This window comes from Mesorhizobium sp. WSM4830, from assembly GCF_055811495.1.
The window spans coordinates 74373-90063 of the sequence record NZ_JBVVQI010000027.1 but is presented as its reverse complement, the minus strand read 5'-3'; the positions used below and the strand labels follow the sequence as shown (position 1 = coordinate 90063).

The 15691-nt window shown below is 63.1% G+C and carries 14 protein-coding genes and 1 other RNA gene; 3 read left to right on the top strand and 12 right to left on the bottom strand.

Annotated elements, in window-relative coordinates; all coding sequences use genetic code 11:
* Positions 1-143: 143 nt before the first annotated feature.
* The 4 genes from AC0L2Y_RS27195 to ffs all read right to left on the bottom strand — a co-directional run bounded on the left by AC0L2Y_RS27195 (position 144) and on the right by ffs (position 3697).
* Positions 144-1082, bottom strand: coding sequence for a cell wall hydrolase (locus tag AC0L2Y_RS27195; protein ID WP_473560715.1), 939 nt, complete (start codon positions 1080-1082; stop codon positions 144-146).
* Between the two features lie 232 nt (positions 1083-1314).
* On the bottom strand, positions 1315-1638 hold the full coding sequence (locus tag AC0L2Y_RS27190; RefSeq protein WP_352488128.1) for a YbaB/EbfC family nucleoid-associated protein: 324 nt from the start codon (positions 1636-1638) through the stop codon (positions 1315-1317).
* A gap of 32 nt (positions 1639-1670) precedes the next feature.
* A complete protein-coding gene (locus tag AC0L2Y_RS27185; RefSeq protein ID WP_473560713.1) occupies positions 1671-3497 on the bottom strand; it encodes a DNA polymerase III subunit gamma/tau in 1827 nt (608 codons plus the stop codon).
* Positions 3498-3600: 103 nt separating this feature from the next.
* Positions 3601-3697, bottom strand: an RNA gene (ffs, locus tag AC0L2Y_RS27180) — signal recognition particle sRNA small type.
* A 358-nt stretch (positions 3698-4055) separates the two neighbouring features.
* On the opposite strand from ffs, the gene AC0L2Y_RS27175 reads away from it, so the two are divergent.
* Genes AC0L2Y_RS27175 through AC0L2Y_RS27165 form a run of 3 tightly spaced genes read left to right on the top strand, consistent with a single transcriptional unit; the run spans position 4056 to position 5784 of the window.
* Positions 4056-4475 (top strand): HIT family protein, encoded by a 420-nt coding sequence (locus AC0L2Y_RS27175; protein ID WP_352664323.1) that lies wholly within the window; start codon positions 4056-4058, stop codon positions 4473-4475.
* A 38-nt stretch (positions 4476-4513) separates the two neighbouring features.
* Positions 4514-5455, top strand: coding sequence for an NAD(+) diphosphatase (nudC, locus tag AC0L2Y_RS27170; protein ID WP_473560711.1), 942 nt, complete (start codon positions 4514-4516; stop codon positions 5453-5455).
* Positions 5456-5481: 26 nt separating this feature from the next.
* On the top strand, positions 5482-5784 hold the full coding sequence (locus AC0L2Y_RS27165; RefSeq protein WP_292662251.1) for a Dabb family protein: 303 nt from the start codon (positions 5482-5484) through the stop codon (positions 5782-5784).
* 24 nt (positions 5785-5808) lie between these two features.
* Here the strand turns inward: AC0L2Y_RS27165 and AC0L2Y_RS27160 are convergent, their stop codons facing one another.
* From AC0L2Y_RS27160 to AC0L2Y_RS27125, 8 genes are all read right to left on the bottom strand, one after another.
* A complete protein-coding gene (locus AC0L2Y_RS27160; protein ID WP_473560708.1) occupies positions 5809-6750 on the bottom strand; it encodes a 2-hydroxyacid dehydrogenase in 942 nt (313 codons plus the stop codon).
* Positions 6751-6846: 96 nt separating this feature from the next.
* Entirely contained in the window at positions 6847-8478 is a 1632-nt protein-coding gene (locus tag AC0L2Y_RS27155; protein ID WP_473560707.1) for an ABC transporter ATP-binding protein, read from the bottom strand.
* Complete coding sequence (locus AC0L2Y_RS27150) at positions 8475-9614, bottom strand: ABC transporter permease (RefSeq protein WP_473560705.1); 1140 nt, start codon at positions 9612-9614, stop codon at positions 8475-8477. Before AC0L2Y_RS27150 ends, AC0L2Y_RS27155 begins: the two co-directional genes overlap by 4 nt.
* Positions 9614-10708 carry a microcin C ABC transporter permease YejB gene (locus tag AC0L2Y_RS27145; protein WP_352488119.1) on the bottom strand — a complete coding sequence of 365 codons (1095 nt, stop codon included), beginning with the start codon at positions 10706-10708 and terminating at the stop codon, positions 9614-9616. Before AC0L2Y_RS27145 ends, AC0L2Y_RS27150 begins: the two co-directional genes overlap by 1 nt.
* Positions 10708-10989, bottom strand: a complete 282-nt coding sequence (locus AC0L2Y_RS27140; RefSeq protein WP_352488118.1) for a hypothetical protein — start codon at positions 10987-10989, stop codon at positions 10708-10710. The genes AC0L2Y_RS27145 and AC0L2Y_RS27140 overlap by 1 nt, the downstream gene beginning before the upstream one ends.
* Entirely contained in the window at positions 10976-12844 is a 1869-nt protein-coding gene (locus AC0L2Y_RS27135; RefSeq protein WP_473560703.1) for an extracellular solute-binding protein, read from the bottom strand. The genes AC0L2Y_RS27140 and AC0L2Y_RS27135 overlap by 14 nt, the downstream gene beginning before the upstream one ends.
* Complete coding sequence (locus AC0L2Y_RS27130) at positions 12844-14727, bottom strand: extracellular solute-binding protein (protein ID WP_473560701.1); 1884 nt, start codon at positions 14725-14727, stop codon at positions 12844-12846. The genes AC0L2Y_RS27135 and AC0L2Y_RS27130 overlap by 1 nt, the downstream gene beginning before the upstream one ends.
* A 173-nt stretch (positions 14728-14900) precedes the next feature.
* Positions 14901-15548, bottom strand: coding sequence for a c-type cytochrome (locus tag AC0L2Y_RS27125; RefSeq protein ID WP_473560700.1), 648 nt, complete (start codon positions 15546-15548; stop codon positions 14901-14903).
* Between the last annotated feature and the right edge of the window lie 143 nt (positions 15549-15691).

The following is a 15691-nucleotide window of genomic DNA, read 5'->3' as shown; positions in this document are numbered from 1 at the left end:
CGCATCGGCCTCGCCGAATTCCACGCCATCAAGTACGGAACCAAACTCAATCTGCAAAATGTGTGAATCCGATAGGTCACTATACGGGGAGAAGATGGCGGCAGCCAGATGAGGGGCGGCGGCGCCCTCAACAATCGACCGCCTCAGTTTTCTTCCAGCGGCCGGGTCTGGCCGGCGATCATAGCGCCGATCGCGTCGGTGTTCTCGGGTGTCGCCTCGAACGACATTGTCGGTTCCGCCGGCGCGGCCTGGAAGGAGGTGACAGGCCGGGCGCTCACGGTCCCGCCAAAACGGGCCGCATCCGGCTCCTGCATTGGTTCCTGCAGCGCCACAAGCATCGGCTTCTCCGCCGTCGCCCTCTCCGAGGTCGCCATTCCGGCAGTCACCCTGGTCTGCTTTGCCGGCTGCGATGCAGCGGCGGTCACATAGGTTGCCTTGGCAAATGTCGGCTTGGCCTCGCGTGCCGGCTCCGCCGAGGCGACAAGTATGGCCTGAGCGGCAGGCGCTTGCGGCTTGGCCTGGGCCACGGCGACCACCGGTTCGTCCGGCAGCGGCTGCCAGTTGCGGCCGCGCTTTTCATAAAAGGCATTGCCGCCGGCGACCATGGTGTAGTGCATGTTGTTGTAGGGGAAACGCAGGCCGGCGGTGTGGAAATACATGGTGTTCTTCAGCTTGGCTTTGCGCTCGCCCTTGAGCACCGCCTCGGCGGCTTCCTCGACATCGGGCATCGCCTTCGAATTCATCGGTCTGGTCATTACGCCCGGCGCGAACTGCCCGCGCTCGCCAACCACTTCGCAGATGGTGCTGCCGTGCTTGCCGGACCGCAGCCGGTTCATCACCACCGTGCCGACCGCAATCATGCCGTCACGGCTCGACCGGTTGGACTCGAAGAACATCGCCCGCTCCAGGCATTCCTTCTCCTTGGGCGTGGAATTGTAGGAGCGCGAGCTCAGGAAACCCGGCGTAATGGCATCGGTCAGGCTGGACATACCGTGCGAGGCGGTCTGACTGCAAGCGGCCAAAAACAGCGGCGAGATAACGACGCCGAGCCGCAACGGCGTCTTCCATCGGGTAGAGATCAACAGGCGTCCCCTCATTCTGCTGCCAGCCCGCCCCTGGTTGCGGCAAGAATGAGACACTTTCAGGCAAAAAGATGGCTAAAGCGTTATTAAGTGTGGGGCGTTGCCCAATAGACACAGCTGGCGGGCGGGAGTTGGTGGAACAAGACTGGCCTAAGGGTATTCAGCGGAAGCTGCGACGCTCGTAGAATGGGCCCAGCGGGCGGCTCCTCGGTTATGGGGGCTGTTAGCGTTTCTAGAACGGCAGCTTCATTCCCGGCGGAATCGGTAGTCCCGCGGTCAGCGCCTTGGTCTTCTCCTGCATGGTCTGCTCGACCTTGGTCCTGGCGTCGTTGTGGGCAGCGAGGAGCAGGTCCTCGAGAATCTCGACCTCGTCCTCCTTGAACAGCGACGGGTCGATCTTCAGCGACTTCATCTCGAATTTGCCGGTCAGCGTCACGCTGACCAGGCCGCCGCCGGCCTGCCCGGTGGCTTCCAGCATGGCGATCTCATCCTGCATGGCCTGGAACTTGGCCTGCATTTCCTTTGCCTTGCCCATCAGGCCGAGAAGATCTTTCATCGCACTGTCCTTTGCAGTTGGTGCTGGTTGTTTCAGGTTTCGTCGTCGTCGACCGGCGGCTCGACCGGCACTTCGGCCTCGGCCGCATCGGCTTCCGGCGCGTCGGGAATGCGTACGTCGATGATCCTGGCGCCGGGAAAGCGCGCCAGGATGGCGGCGACCGTCGGGTCGCTCTTGGCATCGAGGAAGGCGTTTTCGCGCTTTGTCGATTCCATCTCGGCCAAGGTCTGGCCGCCCTCCTCCTTCGACAGCGATACCAGCCAGTTGCGGCCCGTCCAGGCGCGCAGCTTGGCGGTCAAATCATTGAGCAGCATCTTCGGCGCATCGTCGGTCAGGCTGACGTCGATACGGCCGGGCTCGATGCGCACCAGGCGCACGCAACGCTTCACCAGCACCTTGAAGGCCATGTCGCGCTGGGCGTCGGCAAGGGCGACAATGTCGGCCAGCGATTTCACCGGCACCGGCGGCGCCTCGACCACCGGCTCCGGCGGAGCAACGAAATTGGTCGGCATGGGCTCGGCGTCGACCAGGCGCATCGTCTGCGCGCCGCCATTGGCCGTCGGCATCCGCGTCTGCGCCACGGCGCCGGCACCACCGTTTGCAGGCGTATGGTTTGCGGGGCCGGGGCTTGCCGGCGTGCCATTCGCGCGCGGCGCGGCGCCGGGCAGCGACACGCCGTTCTCCAGCGATTTCAGCGCCTCGTCCAGCGTCGGCAGGTCGGCGGCATGGGCCAGCCGGATCAGCACCATCTCGGCGGCGCTGACCGGGCGGTTGGAGGTCTGCACCTCGGGAATGCCTTTCAAGAGCATCTGCCATGTCCGCGACAGCACCTTGACCGACAGCGTGCTGGCGAAATCGGCGCCGCGCCGGCGCTCGTCCTCGGACAGCGAGGCGTCGTCGATGGCAGCCGGCACGAAACGCAGACGGGTGACCAGATGGTTGAACTCGGCAAGGTCGGTCAGCACCGCGGCAGGATCGGCGCCGGTATCGTACTGGGCACGGAATTCGGCAAGCGCGGCGGCGACGTCGCCCTTCATGACATGTTCGAACAGGTCGACGATGCGGGCACGGTCGGCGAGGCCGAGCATGGCACGCACCGCTTCGGCGCTGACCGCGCCGCCGCCATGGGCGATCGCCTGGTCGAGGATCGACTGCGCATCGCGCATCGAGCCTTCGGCGGCGCGCGCGATCATCGCCAGCGCATCGTCTTCGACTTCGATGCCCTCCAGACCGGCTATCCTGGCAAGGTCGGCCTTGATCATCGCCGCATCGATGCGCCTGAGATCGAAACGCTGGCAGCGCGACAGGACGGTGATCGGCACCTTGCGGATTTCGGTGGTGGCGAAGATGAACTTGACGTGCGGCGGCGGCTCTTCCAGCGTCTTCAGCAAGCCGTTGAAGGCCTGGTTGGAAAGCATGTGCACTTCGTCGATGATGTAGACCTTGTAGCGCGCCGACACCGGGGCGTAGCGCACGCGCTCGATGATGTCCCTGATGTCGTCGATGCCGGTATGCGAGGCGGCGTCCATCTCGATGACGTCGACATGCCGGCCTTCCATGATCGCCTGGCAATGCTCGCCGAGCACGGCAAGGTCGACGGACGGCTGGTCGACGGTGGCGGTCTTGTAGTTGAGGGCCCGCGCGAGTATGCGCGCGGTCGTCGTCTTGCCGACGCCGCGCACGCCGGTCAGCATCCAGGCCTGGGCGATGCGGCCGGTGGCAAAGGCATTGGTCAACGTGCGGACCATCGGCTCCTGGCCGATCAGCTCGGAGAAATTCGACGGCCGGTATTTGCGCGCTAGCACCCGATAGGCGGCAGGCTTGTCCAATTTCCCGGCCTCGTTTCCGGCTTCGCTCATTCGCCCGTTAAGCTCCAAGGGCTGCCACTGGAGGCGGCCGATTCCTGCGCATAGTTTCGCCCGCACGGCTTGGCGCCGTCAATGTCGAGCAAAAGGCGAGGAGGTGGGAGGCTGGAACAATGACCCGTTCCGGGCTCGTTAGGGCTGCTTCCTTCCGGACCTGACCCGGTTGGCGAGTGGACCGTCCACCACCAACCTCCCAGCCTCCATATCGGCAATCCGGCGATGAAATGCAAGCGCGGATGATGGGGGTCGTGAGCGACGGCGACAGCTGAAACCAAAAACCCGCCTCGGCGGGCGGGTCGTTGGGGCGAATAATCACCATAGCGAGATTAGTAGCATAGCTGCCGGCACAAAGCAAGAACAAAATGTGGCTGGGGTCAAAATTGTCGACCTCGGCGGGGCAGCGCCAACCCTGCAATTTTGCCCGGGCCCTCACTTCTTCGCGAACAATCAGCGCCACGACGGCCAATGTTGCTTGCGGCCCCTTGCGGCCCTTCGGAAGCCGCTCTAGCGTCGATGGAGTTCAAAAAACGTCAAAAAGTGAGAGAAACGCCGATGCTGCCGGGCCTCAAGGCCGGATTCACGCTTGACGCCCAGCTGGAGGCCGACAGCGAACAGCTGATGTGGCTCGGCCTGTGCGAATTGCGCGTCATGAACGACCGCCGCTGGCCGTGGCTGCTGCTGGTGCCGCAGCGGCCGGGCATCGAGGAAATCCACGACATGACGCCGCTGGACCAGGCGATGCTGACCTTCGAGACCAACATGGTGGCGCTGGCGCTCAAGCGCGTGACCGGCTGCACCAAGATCAACACCGGCGCACTCGGCAACATCGTGCGCCAGTTGCATATACACGTCATTGCGCGCTCGGAAGGCGATCCCGGCTGGCCCGGCCCGGTGTGGGGGCACGGCCTGCGCGAGCCCTATCAACGCTCCGACCTTCGCAAGTTTGCGGAAAAGATCAAGGCAGCGCTATAAGCCTCTCCCGTGTCCACCTTGAACCTTCCCGAGTCTGCATGAGCTTTCGCCTGTTTGACGCGCCCTTGCGCGAGCCGAGCCAGTTCGTCGGCTTCGCCGGCAACATTATCGACCGGCAGTCCGAAAACCGCGCCGATGATTCCGTCGAAAAGGCACTCGCCGATCCCTCGGCGCGGCTTTTGCTGATGCGTGGCGGCCGGCTCTATCTGAAGCTTGCGCAAGACGCATTCGACCCCTGGTTCGGCGCGGCCGAAAGCCGGCCGCTCGAAGCATCGCTTGAAAACGGCGTCCTGCTCGGCTTTTCCGAAAGCGGTCCGGTGCTGGCGGTGCCGGCCGGGGTCGAGCCCGAGCAGCTTCCCGAGACGATCAAGGCGATCGACTATCGCTCGGTCTATATGCAGGGGCTGATCGACGAAGCGGCGGCCGGCGCGCTGGCGCAAGGGGCGGCGCTGCTCGCCTGGCATGCCAGCCATCGCTTCTGCAGCAAATGCGGCACCGAAGCCGAGATGCGGGCGGGCGGTTACAAGCGGCATTGCCCGGCCTGCGGCACCGAGCACTTTCCGCGCACCGACCCGGTGGCGATCATGCTGACGGCGACGCGCGAAAAATGCCTGCTCGGCCGCGGCCGGCATTTCGGGCCCGGCATGTATTCGGCGCTCGCCGGTTTCATCGAGCCGGGCGAGACGATCGAGGCGGCGGTGCGCCGCGAAACGCTGGAGGAAGCCGGCATCCGGCTCGGCCGCGTCGTCTACCACGCCAGCCAGCCCTGGCCGTTCCCCTATTCGCTGATGATCGGCTGCTTCGGCGAACCGCTCAACGACGATATCCAGCCCGACCTCAACGAGTTGGAAGATTGCCGCTGGTTCTTTCGCGACGAGGTGCTCTCGATGCTGGCCAGGGAGCATCCGGGCGGCCTGGTGACGCCGCCGAAGGGGGCGATCGCCTATAACCTGATCCGCGCCTGGGCCGACAGCGCATAGCAGGATCGACATCGCAGGAGCAGAAAATGATCCGTCACACCGTCGTGTTCACGCTGAAACACCCGCCGCATTCGCTCGAGGAAAAAAGGTTCCTCGCCGACGCCAAGAGGATCCTCACGGCGATAAAGGGCGTCACGCATTTCGAGCAGCTGCGGCAGGTCAGCCCCAAGAACGACTACCGCTTCGGCTTCTCGATGGAGTTCGCCGATCAGCGGGCTTACTCCGGCTACAACGACCATCCCGACCACGTCGCCTTCGTCCGCGACCGCTGGATCCCGGAAGTCGCGGCGTTCATGGAGATCGACTACGTGCCGCTCGGCTGGGGCTGAGACCGGAAAGCGGTGCTCTGGAAATCAATATCCCGCGTCGCGGTCCACGACATTTTCCAGCGCTTCGCCGCGCTCGAAGGCGTTCATCTGGCGCAGCATGATCGGCGCCAGGTGGACCGGATCGGAGGTCGCCGCCGCATGCGGCGTCACGAACACTTTCGGATGGCTCCATAGCGGGCTGGTCTTCGGCAGCGGCTCGACCTCGAACACGTCGAGGCTGGCTTCCTTCAGCGTGCCGTCGTCCAGCGCGCGCAAAATGTCGGCGTCCTTCTGCAACCTGCCGCGGCCGGCGTTGATTAGCACCGAGCCGCCGAGACCGTTGCGCTTGCGCAGCTCCTTCAGCACGCCGTGGTTGATGATGCCGTGCGTCTGTGGCGTCAGCGGCAGCAGCACCACCAGGATGTCGGTGGCGTTGAGGAACGGGATCAGGCCGGCCTCGCCCGCGTAAGTCGAGACACCTTGCATCGGCCGATCGCTGCGCGACCAGCCATTAACGGGAAAGCCGAGCGACAACAGCACCGATGCCGCCGCGCGGCCAAGCGTGCCGAGCCCCATAATGCCGACCGAGATGTCGTTGGCCGGCCGCTGCTGCGGTTCGTGCCAGATCTTCTTCTGCTGCTGGGCGCGGTAGAGCATGCCCTGGCGATGGTGGTCGAGCACCCGCCAGACGACGTATTCGGTCATGTACTGGGTCAGGTTGTCGGCCACCACCTTGACGACCGGTACGTCGGGCAAGGTGGGATCGGCGAAAATGTGGTCGACGCCCGCGCCGATCGAGAAGATAGCCCGCAGATTGGGCAGCGACGACAACAGGTTCGGCCGCTGTTTCCACACCACCGCATAGGTGATCGACGGATCGCCGGCGCCATTCGGCTCGAGCACCACTTCGCGCTCCGCCGACAGTAGTTCGCGCCAGCGCAGCGGATGAATACCGGTGAGGGCGAGCAGGATGCGGCCTTTTTCCATTGCGGATCGTTTTTCCCTTTTTACCAACAGCGTTCGCGTCCCGACGCGCAAGGGCGCGGCAGCGTTTTGATTTTGTGCATGATCTCTGGCGAAAATCTACTCGCTGACGATGCCGACCGGCGCCGTTTCGATCTTGAAGGCGGCCGAGATCAACGCCTTTGTGTAGTCGGTCCGCGGGTTGCTGAAAATCTGTTCGGAAGGACCGGCCTCGACGATCCTGCCGTTGCGCATGACGATGACTTCGTTGGCGAGCGCGCGGATGACCCTCAGATCGTGGCTGATGAAGAGGTAGGCGAGGTCGTGCTTGGCCTGCAGGCTGCGCAAGAGGTCGACGACCTGCGCCTGCACGCTCATGTCGAGCGCCGAGGTCGGCTCGTCCAGCATGACGAAACGCGGGTTGAGCACCATGGCGCGCGCGATGGCGACGCGCTGGCGCTGGCCGCCGGAGAATTCGTGCGGATAGCGGTTGCGCGTCGCCGGATCGAGGCCGACTTCCTTCAGCACGTCGACGACACGCTCGTCACGCGCATCGGGGGACAGTTTCGGCTCGTGGATCTTCAACCCTTCCTCGATGATCTCGGCGACCGACATACGCGGACTGAGCGAGCCGAACGGATCCTGGAAAACTATCTGCAGCTCGCGCCGCAGCGGCCGCATTTCGTTGAAGGACAGCTGATCGATGCCGCGTCCGTTGAACTGGATGGTCCCGGTCGACGAGATCATCCTGGCCAGCGCCAGGCCGAGCGTCGTCTTGCCCGAGCCGGATTCGCCGACGACGCCAAGCGTCTGACCGGCCCGGACGGTGACGTCGATGCCGTCGACCGCCTTCACATTGTCGACGGTGCGCCGGAAGAAGCCCTTCTTGATCGGAAACCAGACCTTGACGTCCTTGCCGACCATCACCGGCTTGGCGGCTTGGTTGGCCGCCGGCGGCTTGCCTTTCGGCTCAGCGGCAAGCAGATGCCGCGTATAGGCGTGCTGCGGATTGGCGAATATCGCCTTGGTCGGGCCGGTCTCGACGATCTTGCCCTTGGTCATCACGCAGACCCGGTCGGCGATCTTCCTGACGATGCCGAGATCGTGGGTGATGAACAGCATCGCCATGTTCTTGCGGCTTTTCAGGCCGGCCAGCAATTCGAGGATCTGCGCCTGGACGGTGACGTCGAGCGCCGTCGTCGGCTCGTCGGCGATCAAGAGTTCAGGCTCGTTGGCGAGCGCCATGGCGATCATGACGCGCTGGCGCTGGCCACCGGAAAGCTGGTGCGGATAAGCGTCGAGCCGCTTCTCCGGCTCGCGGATGCCGACCTCGTGCAGAAGTTCCAGCGTGCGCGCCTTGGCGTTGCGATCGCCCAGGCCCTGGTGCAGCTTCAGCACCTCGACGATCTGCTGCTCGATCGTGTGCAGCGGGTTGAGCGAGGTCATCGGTTCCTGGAAGATCATGGTGATCTTGTTGCCGCGCACGCGGCGCAGGTCTCTCTCGTCCGCGGCAAGCAGGTCGGCGCCGAGGAACAGGATCTTTCCCGACGGGTGGCTGGCGGTCGGATAGGGCAGCAGCTTCAGCACCGACAGCGCGGTGACCGACTTGCCGGAGCCGGATTCGCCGACCAGCGCCACCGTCTCGCCCTTGGCGAGGTCGAAGGAGATATGGTCGACGGCGATCGACTGGTCGCCGCCTTGCGTGAAGGCGACGCTGAGGTCTTGGACCGAGAGCAGTGGGGTTTCGCTCATCTGAACGTCTTGCGCGGATCGAAGGCGTCGCGCGTGGCCTCGCCGACGAAGACCAGCAGAGACAGCATCAGCGAGATGACGACGAAGCCGGAAATGCCGAGCCAGGGGGCGTTGAGGTTGCGCTGCGCCTGCTTCAACAGCTCGCCGAGCGAGGCGGAGCCGGGCGGCAGGCCGAAGCCGAGATAGTCGAGCGAGGTCAGCGTCGAGATCGAGCCGCTGAGCAGGAACGGCAGGAAGGTCAGCGTCGCCACCATGGCGTTGGGCAGCAGATGCCGGAACATGATGGTGATGTTGGACACGCCGAGCGCGCGCGCCGCATTGACATATTCGAAATTCCGGGCGCGCAGGAACTCGGCCCGCACCACGCCGACCAGTGCCACCCACGAAAACAGCAGCATCAATCCGAGCAGGATGAAGAAGCCGGGCGGCAGGATGGCGGCGACGATCAGGAGCAGATACAGCACCGGTATCGCCGACCAGATCTCGATGAAGCGCTGGAACAGAAGGTCGGTCCAGCCGCCGAAATAGCCCTGCAGGGCGCCGGCCGCCACACCGATCAGCGCCGAGCCGGCAGTCAGGATCAGGCCAAACAGCACCGATATCCTGAAGCCGTAGATGACGCGCGCCAGCACGTCGCGGGCCTGGTCATCGGTGCCCAGCCAGTTCCAATTGCCGACGTTGCAATTGGGGTCCGCCTCGCCTTTCGGATACTGGTTGCAGCGCGTCTTCTTGTCGTAGAGCCAGGACGGCTTGGTGGGTGCTGCCTCTGGAATTGCGTTGTTGACGGTCTGGTAGGAGTAGCGCACCGGCGGCCAGATCATCCAGCCATTGGCATTGATCTCGTCCTGGATGACCGGGTCGCGGTAGTCGGTGACCGCATAGAAGCCGCCGAACTTCTCCTCGGGATAGGCGACCAGGACGGGAAACAGGATCTCGCCCTTGTAGGAGGCGATGATCGGCTTGTCGTTGGCGACCAGTTCCGAACCCAGCGACAGCACGAACAGGAACAGGAAGATCCACAACGACCAGTAGCCGCGTCGGTTGGACTTGAAGTTCTGCAGGCGCCGCTGGTTGAGCGGCGACAGGAAGGGCCGCGCGATCCGAGGCGGCGCCGTTTCGGCTGCGGCTTGCGCCATCAGACGTCTCTCCGCTCGAAGTCGATGCGCGGATCGACCCAGGTGTAGATCAGGTCGGACAGCAGCCCGACGAACAGGCCAAGCAGCGAGAAGATGTAGAGATTGGCGAAGACCACCGGATAGTCGCGCTGCACGACCGAGTTGAAGCCGAGCAGGCCGAGGCCGTCGAGCGAAAAGATGTTCTCGATCAGCAGCGACCCGGTGAAAAAGGCCGAGATGAAGGCGCCGGGAAAACCGGCGATGACGATCAGCATGGCGTTGCGGAAGACGTGGCCATAAAGCACCTGCCGCTCCGACAGGCCCTTGGCGCGGGCGGTGACCACATATTGCTTGCGGATTTCCTCGAGGAAGGAATTCTTGGTCAAAAGCGTCGTCGTGGCGAAGGCCGACAGCACCAGCGCCGTCAACGGCAAGGTCATGTGCCAGAAATAGTCGACGATCCGCGCCGGCCATGACAATTGGTCCCAATTGTCCGAGGTGATTCCGCGCAACGGGAACCAGTCCCAGAACGAGCCGCCGGCAAACAGCACCATCAGCAATATGCCGAACAGGAAACCCGGAATGGCGTAACCGACGATGACGACGCCGCTGGTCCAGACATCGAAGGTGGAGCCGTCCTTGACCGCCTTGCGGATGCCGAGCGGGATCGAGATCAGGTAGGATAAAAGCGTGATCCACAGCCCGATCGAGATCGACACCGGCATCTTTTCCAGGATCAGGTCGAGCACCGATATGTCGCGGAAATAGCTGTCGCCGAAATCGAAGCGGAGATAGTTCCACAACATCATGCCGAAGCGTTCGAGCGGCGGCTTGTCGAAACCGAACTGCTTCTCCAGCTTCTTGATGAATTCCGGGTCGAGCCCTTGCGCGCCGCGGTATTTCGAACCGACGTCACCGGCGACATCGAAATTGGCGCCGCCGGCATCACCCCCGCCGCCGCCGAGGCGATCGCTGCCGCCCTGGTTGGTCAGCCTGGCGATGACCTGCTCGACCGGCCCGCCCGGCGCGAACTGGATGACGGCAAAGGACACCGCCATGATGCCGAACAGGGTCGGGATCATCAACAGGATGCGGCGCAGTATATAGGCGCCCATCAGATGTTTTCTTCCTTGAGGAGGACCATTGCGCCCAAGCCAATCGCCTCAGACCAATTTTCAACATTGGCGCCGCCCCTCATTGTCCTGCCGGACATTTCTCCCCGTATAGGGACGGGGAGAAAGGGGCTGGCCGCAGTCTCGGCGCCTTTGTTGCGACGTTTGTAGTTGGCGAAATCCCCGGCGAAGGCACCCCTCTCCCCGTCGCTATACGGGGAGAGGATGCCGGCAGGCAGGTGAGGGGCGGCGCCAACGCCCGCAAGAAATTCAGCCTTTGCCAATCTTTGCCGCCTTGTCTTTGTCGAACCACCACGACGTCTCGACCGGGAAGTCGTAATCCGGCTTTTGAGCGGGAAAGCCGAACATGTCCCAGAACGCCGCTCGGTGATTCGCCAGATGATATGTTGGAATCCAGTCTAGCCGCGCGCGCAAGACCCGATCGAGCGCATTGAGCGCGGTGACGAGTTCGATGCGGCTCTGCGCCTTGCCGGCTGCCTCGATCAGCGCGTCGATGGCTTTGCTTTCCGTACCCGGATAGTTGCGCATCCCCGGCGTTTTCGCCATCGGGGAAGCATAGAGGATCTCCAAGCCGTCGGCGGTAGGCGTCGCTCCGATCGACCATGCGAGCATGTTGAAGTCGAAATCGTAGTTGCTCTGCCGCGCTTCGAATTGCGTCGAGTCGACCTGCCGGATCGAAGCATCGATCCCGATCGCCTTCATATTCTCGGACCACGGCGCGAAAATGCGAACCAACCCCTCGTCCTCGGCCAGCATTTCCACCTGCAGTCGCTCGCCTTCGTCGTTGACGACGAAATTGCTCGCTCGCTTCCAGCCGGCTTCAGCGAGCAGCCCCGAAGCCTCGCGCAGCAGCTTGCGGTCGTGTCCGGAACCGTCGGAGACGGGTTGCATCACCGGTTCGCCGAAGGTCTCCGGCGGCAACTCGGCTCGAAACGGCTCCAGGAGTTTCAGTTCCTGGGATGAGGGCAGGCCCTCGGCCTTGTAATCCGATCGCTCGAAGTTCGATTGCGAACGCTCGTAAGAACCGAAAAACAGCACCCGTTTGGTCCATTCGAAGTCGAAGCAATAGGCGATTGCCCGTCTCACGCGTACGTCGCGGAACTGAGGGCGGCGCTGGTTCAGCGCGGCAGCCTGCATGGAGGGCGTTTTCTCGCCGGGAAATTCGCGTTTGAGGACCCTGCCATCCTTCAGCGCCGGAAAATCGTAGCCGGTCGCCCATACCCGCGCGGTGAACTCCTCGCGAAAATGCGTATCCCCTTTCTTGAACGCTTCAAAGGCTGCCTGGCGATCGAGATAGAAATCGATACGGATGCGGTCGAAATTATTAAGCCCGCGGTTCACGGCCAGATCGCGGCCCCAATAATCGGCGACGCGTTCATATTCGACAGTCTGCCCGGCCACGACCCGCCCCATTCGGTACGGCCCGGAGCTGAGCGGAGGGGTCATCGTCGAGGCGTCGAAATCATTGGCCGTATAGAAAGCTTTGGACACGATCGGCATTGCGACGACGGCGAGGATATTCTGCGCGGACTGCTGGCCGTTGAAGGTAAGGTTGACCGTAAGCGGATCGACTGCGACCGCATCCGTCATATGCCGCAGCGCCTGGGAAAGGTTCGGATGTCCCCGGTCTTTGTAGAGGTTCAAGGCGAAGGCAATGTCTTCGGCGGTCAGCGGCGAGCCATCATGGAAACGCGCTTGCGGCCGCAGGCTGAAGCGGTAGCCATTGCGGTCCTGCGACAAGGTGACGGATTCGGCCAGCAGGCCGTAGACCGCATCCGGCTCATCGACTGCCCTTGCCATCAGCGAATCGAAGCAGAGCTCGGTACGCGGCGGCGAATCCCCTTTCAGCACCAGCGAGTTCAGCGTGTTGAAAGTCAGGAAGCTCTGATTGAGGGTGGAGTTCGGCGGAGCGAAATTCATCCGGCCGCCCTTGGGAGCGTCCGGATTGACATAGTCGAAATGCGTGAAATCCGGAGGATATTTGAGATCGCCGAAGGCCGACAGGCCGTGCAGCTTCACGCCGGTCGGAATCGTGGCGAAAGCCCGGCCGGGCAGCAGCGCTGCGGCCGCGGCGGCACCGCCCAGGGCGAGGAAGTCGCGACGGGGCAGCGCCGTCATCAATTGCCACTCTTGTATTTGGCCGCCAGCGCCTTTTCCTTGACCGGATCGATCCACCAGGAATTCTGGTCGACGCCGCTATAGGCGGGCTGTTTTTCCGGTATACCGAACTTGTTCCAGTAGGCCAGCCAGACCACGGCGCGGTAATATTGCGGCACGACGTAGAAATTCCACAACAGCACCCGATCGAGCGCATGGGTGGCGGCAACGAGATCGTCGCGGTCGGTGGCATAGATGATCCGGTCGACCAGCGCATCGACGACCGGATTCTTGATGCCGGCGTAATTGCGCGATCCCGGCGAATCGGCGGCCTTGGAGCTCCAGAAATCGCGCTGTTCATTACCGGGAGAGTCCGACTGGCCGAGTATCGAAGTGACCACGTCAAAGTCGAAATGGGTGACGCGGTTGATATACTGGGTCTGGTCGATCAGGCGCAGCGTCGCGTCGACGCCGATCTTACGCAGATTGGCTATGTAGGGGCTGGCGATCACCTGGTCGGTGTCGTTCCAGCCGAGGATTTCGAATTTGAATGGTTCCCCAGTCGTGGCGTTGACCATCTTGCCGCCCTTGATCACCCAGCCGGCCTTGGCGAACAGATCGACCGCGGTCTTCAGGTATTTGCGCTCAGCCTGCGGGGTGTCGTAGACGGGCAGCTTGAATTCCTGGGTGAAGACTTCGGGCGGCAGCTTGTCGCGGTACTGCTCCAGGATTTCGAGCTCCTTGCCTTGCGGCAGGCCGCTCGACGCCAGTTCCGTGCCCTGGAAATAGCTGCTGGTGCGGGTGTTGGAACCGAAGAACAGGGTCCTGTTCATCGTCTCGAAATCGAACGGATACATCAGCGCGGCGCGCACCAGGCGATCCCCAAACAGCGGGCGCCTGGTGTTAAGCATGAAGGCCTGCATCGGTTCGGGCGACGCGGTCTTGAATTCCTTCTTGATGACGTCGCCGGCCTGGACTGCCGGGAAATTATAGGCCGTGTTCCAGCGCCTCGAACTGTTCTCCGGCTTGATGTCGTCCAAGCCGCCCTTGGTGAAGGCCTGCCAGGCGGCATTGTCGTCGAGAAAATAGGTGAAACGCTGCCTGTCGGAATTCTCGCGGCCGATCTTCACCGGCAGCTTGGCACCCCAGTAGTCCGGGACGCGCTGCCAGACGATTTCCGAGCCCGGCTTGAAGCTGGCGATCTTGTAGGCGGCCGAGCCGAGCGGCGGCTCCTGCGTCGGCTTTGTGACATCGCGCTTCTTGCCGTTCGCGTCGGTACCTTCCCACCAGTGCTTGGGCAATACGACGAGATCGCCGAGAATCTTGGGCAGTTCGCGGTTGCCCTTCTGGCTGAAATGGAACTCCACCTCGCGGTCGGAGATCGCGACCGCGTCGGTGACGTTTTCGAAATAGCGGCTATATTGCGGACTGTTGGCCTTCAGCACCTGGAACGACCAGATCACGTCGTCGGTGGTGATCGGCTGGCCGTCGTGCCATTTCGCCCGCGGATCGAGCCGGTAGGTCGCCGAGGAATAGTCGGCCGGATACTTGTAGGCGTCGGCGATCAGCGGATGGCTGGTGCTGCCCTCGTCGGTCGCCTGCTCCATCAGCGTGTCGTAGAGCAGGCCGCCGCCAAACTGCGCGAAGCCGGCAGCCGGCGAACCCTGCACGATGTAGGGATTGAAGCTGTCGAACGTACCAAGCACCACGGAATTCAGCGTGCCGCCCTTGGGTGCATCCGGATTGACGTAATCGTAGTGCTGGAAATTATCGCCATATTTGGATTCGCCGATCAGCGACGAGGTCGTGCGCCATTCGTCCGCTAAGGCCGCCTGCAGGCCGCCGGCAAAAGCAGCCAGCATCAGCACCGATTTCAGAAGCGTCCGCGCTCGGCCAACCGTCATGCGTTCTCCTCTTCGCGATATAGCGCCGTCACCATAGCGTCTGGGCCCAATCTAGATCATTTGGCGGCGCTGAAAACCGCAAGGGAGCGGCTTTGTCGTCGCATATGCATTTTTCCTAACGAAAAAGCCGGGCTGAACCCGGCTTTTTCAAGGATTATATCATTACCGTTTTGTTATTTTGCGGCCGGAGCGGCTGGCGCCGCGCCTTCTGCCGGCTTGGCAGGGGCTGCACCTTCGGCCGGCTTGGCGGGCGCGTTTTCGGCCGAGGCGCCGGGCGCCGGCAGCGGCTTCGGATTGTCCGACAGCGTGCGCAGATAGGCGATGACGTTGGCGCGGTCCTCGTCCTTCGGCAGGCCGGCGAAGCCCATCGCGGTGCCCTTCACGAACTTCTTCGGCGAGGTGATGAAGTGGTTGAGATTGTCGTAGGTCCACTTCTCGCTGCCGCCCTTGGAGAACTCCTTCATGCCGGCCGAATAGGCAAAGCCCTCATGCTCGGCGACCGGACGGTCGATAATGTCCCACAGATCGGGGCCGACCTTGTTGGGGCCGCCCTTTTCGCCGGAATGGCAGGCCTGGCATTTCTTGAAGATGGCGGCGCCCGCTTCGGCGCTGGCAGTGGTCAGCAGCTCGGCGATCGGCTTGGCCTCCGCGGCGGGCGCGGCCGGGCCGCCTTCGGCGGGCTCGGTCGCCTCGATGGCGAAGCCGGGCTTTTCCGGCGCCGGCGAGGCAAACAGCGCGTCGGATACGATGCCAACGGAAAAGACAATGAACACCGTGCCGAGGAAAGCGGCGAGCAGCTTGTTGACTTCGTTGGAATCCATACGCCCCAGGCTCCCTTTTCCGGCGGACCGATCCGTCCACTCCGTCCGTCGGTATCGTGAACCACCCTGCGAGGCGGTCAAATCGCGCGGAAACTAGGTCTTTTGCTCCGGCGTTGCAACACCTATAAGGGCGCTGCCAGTGA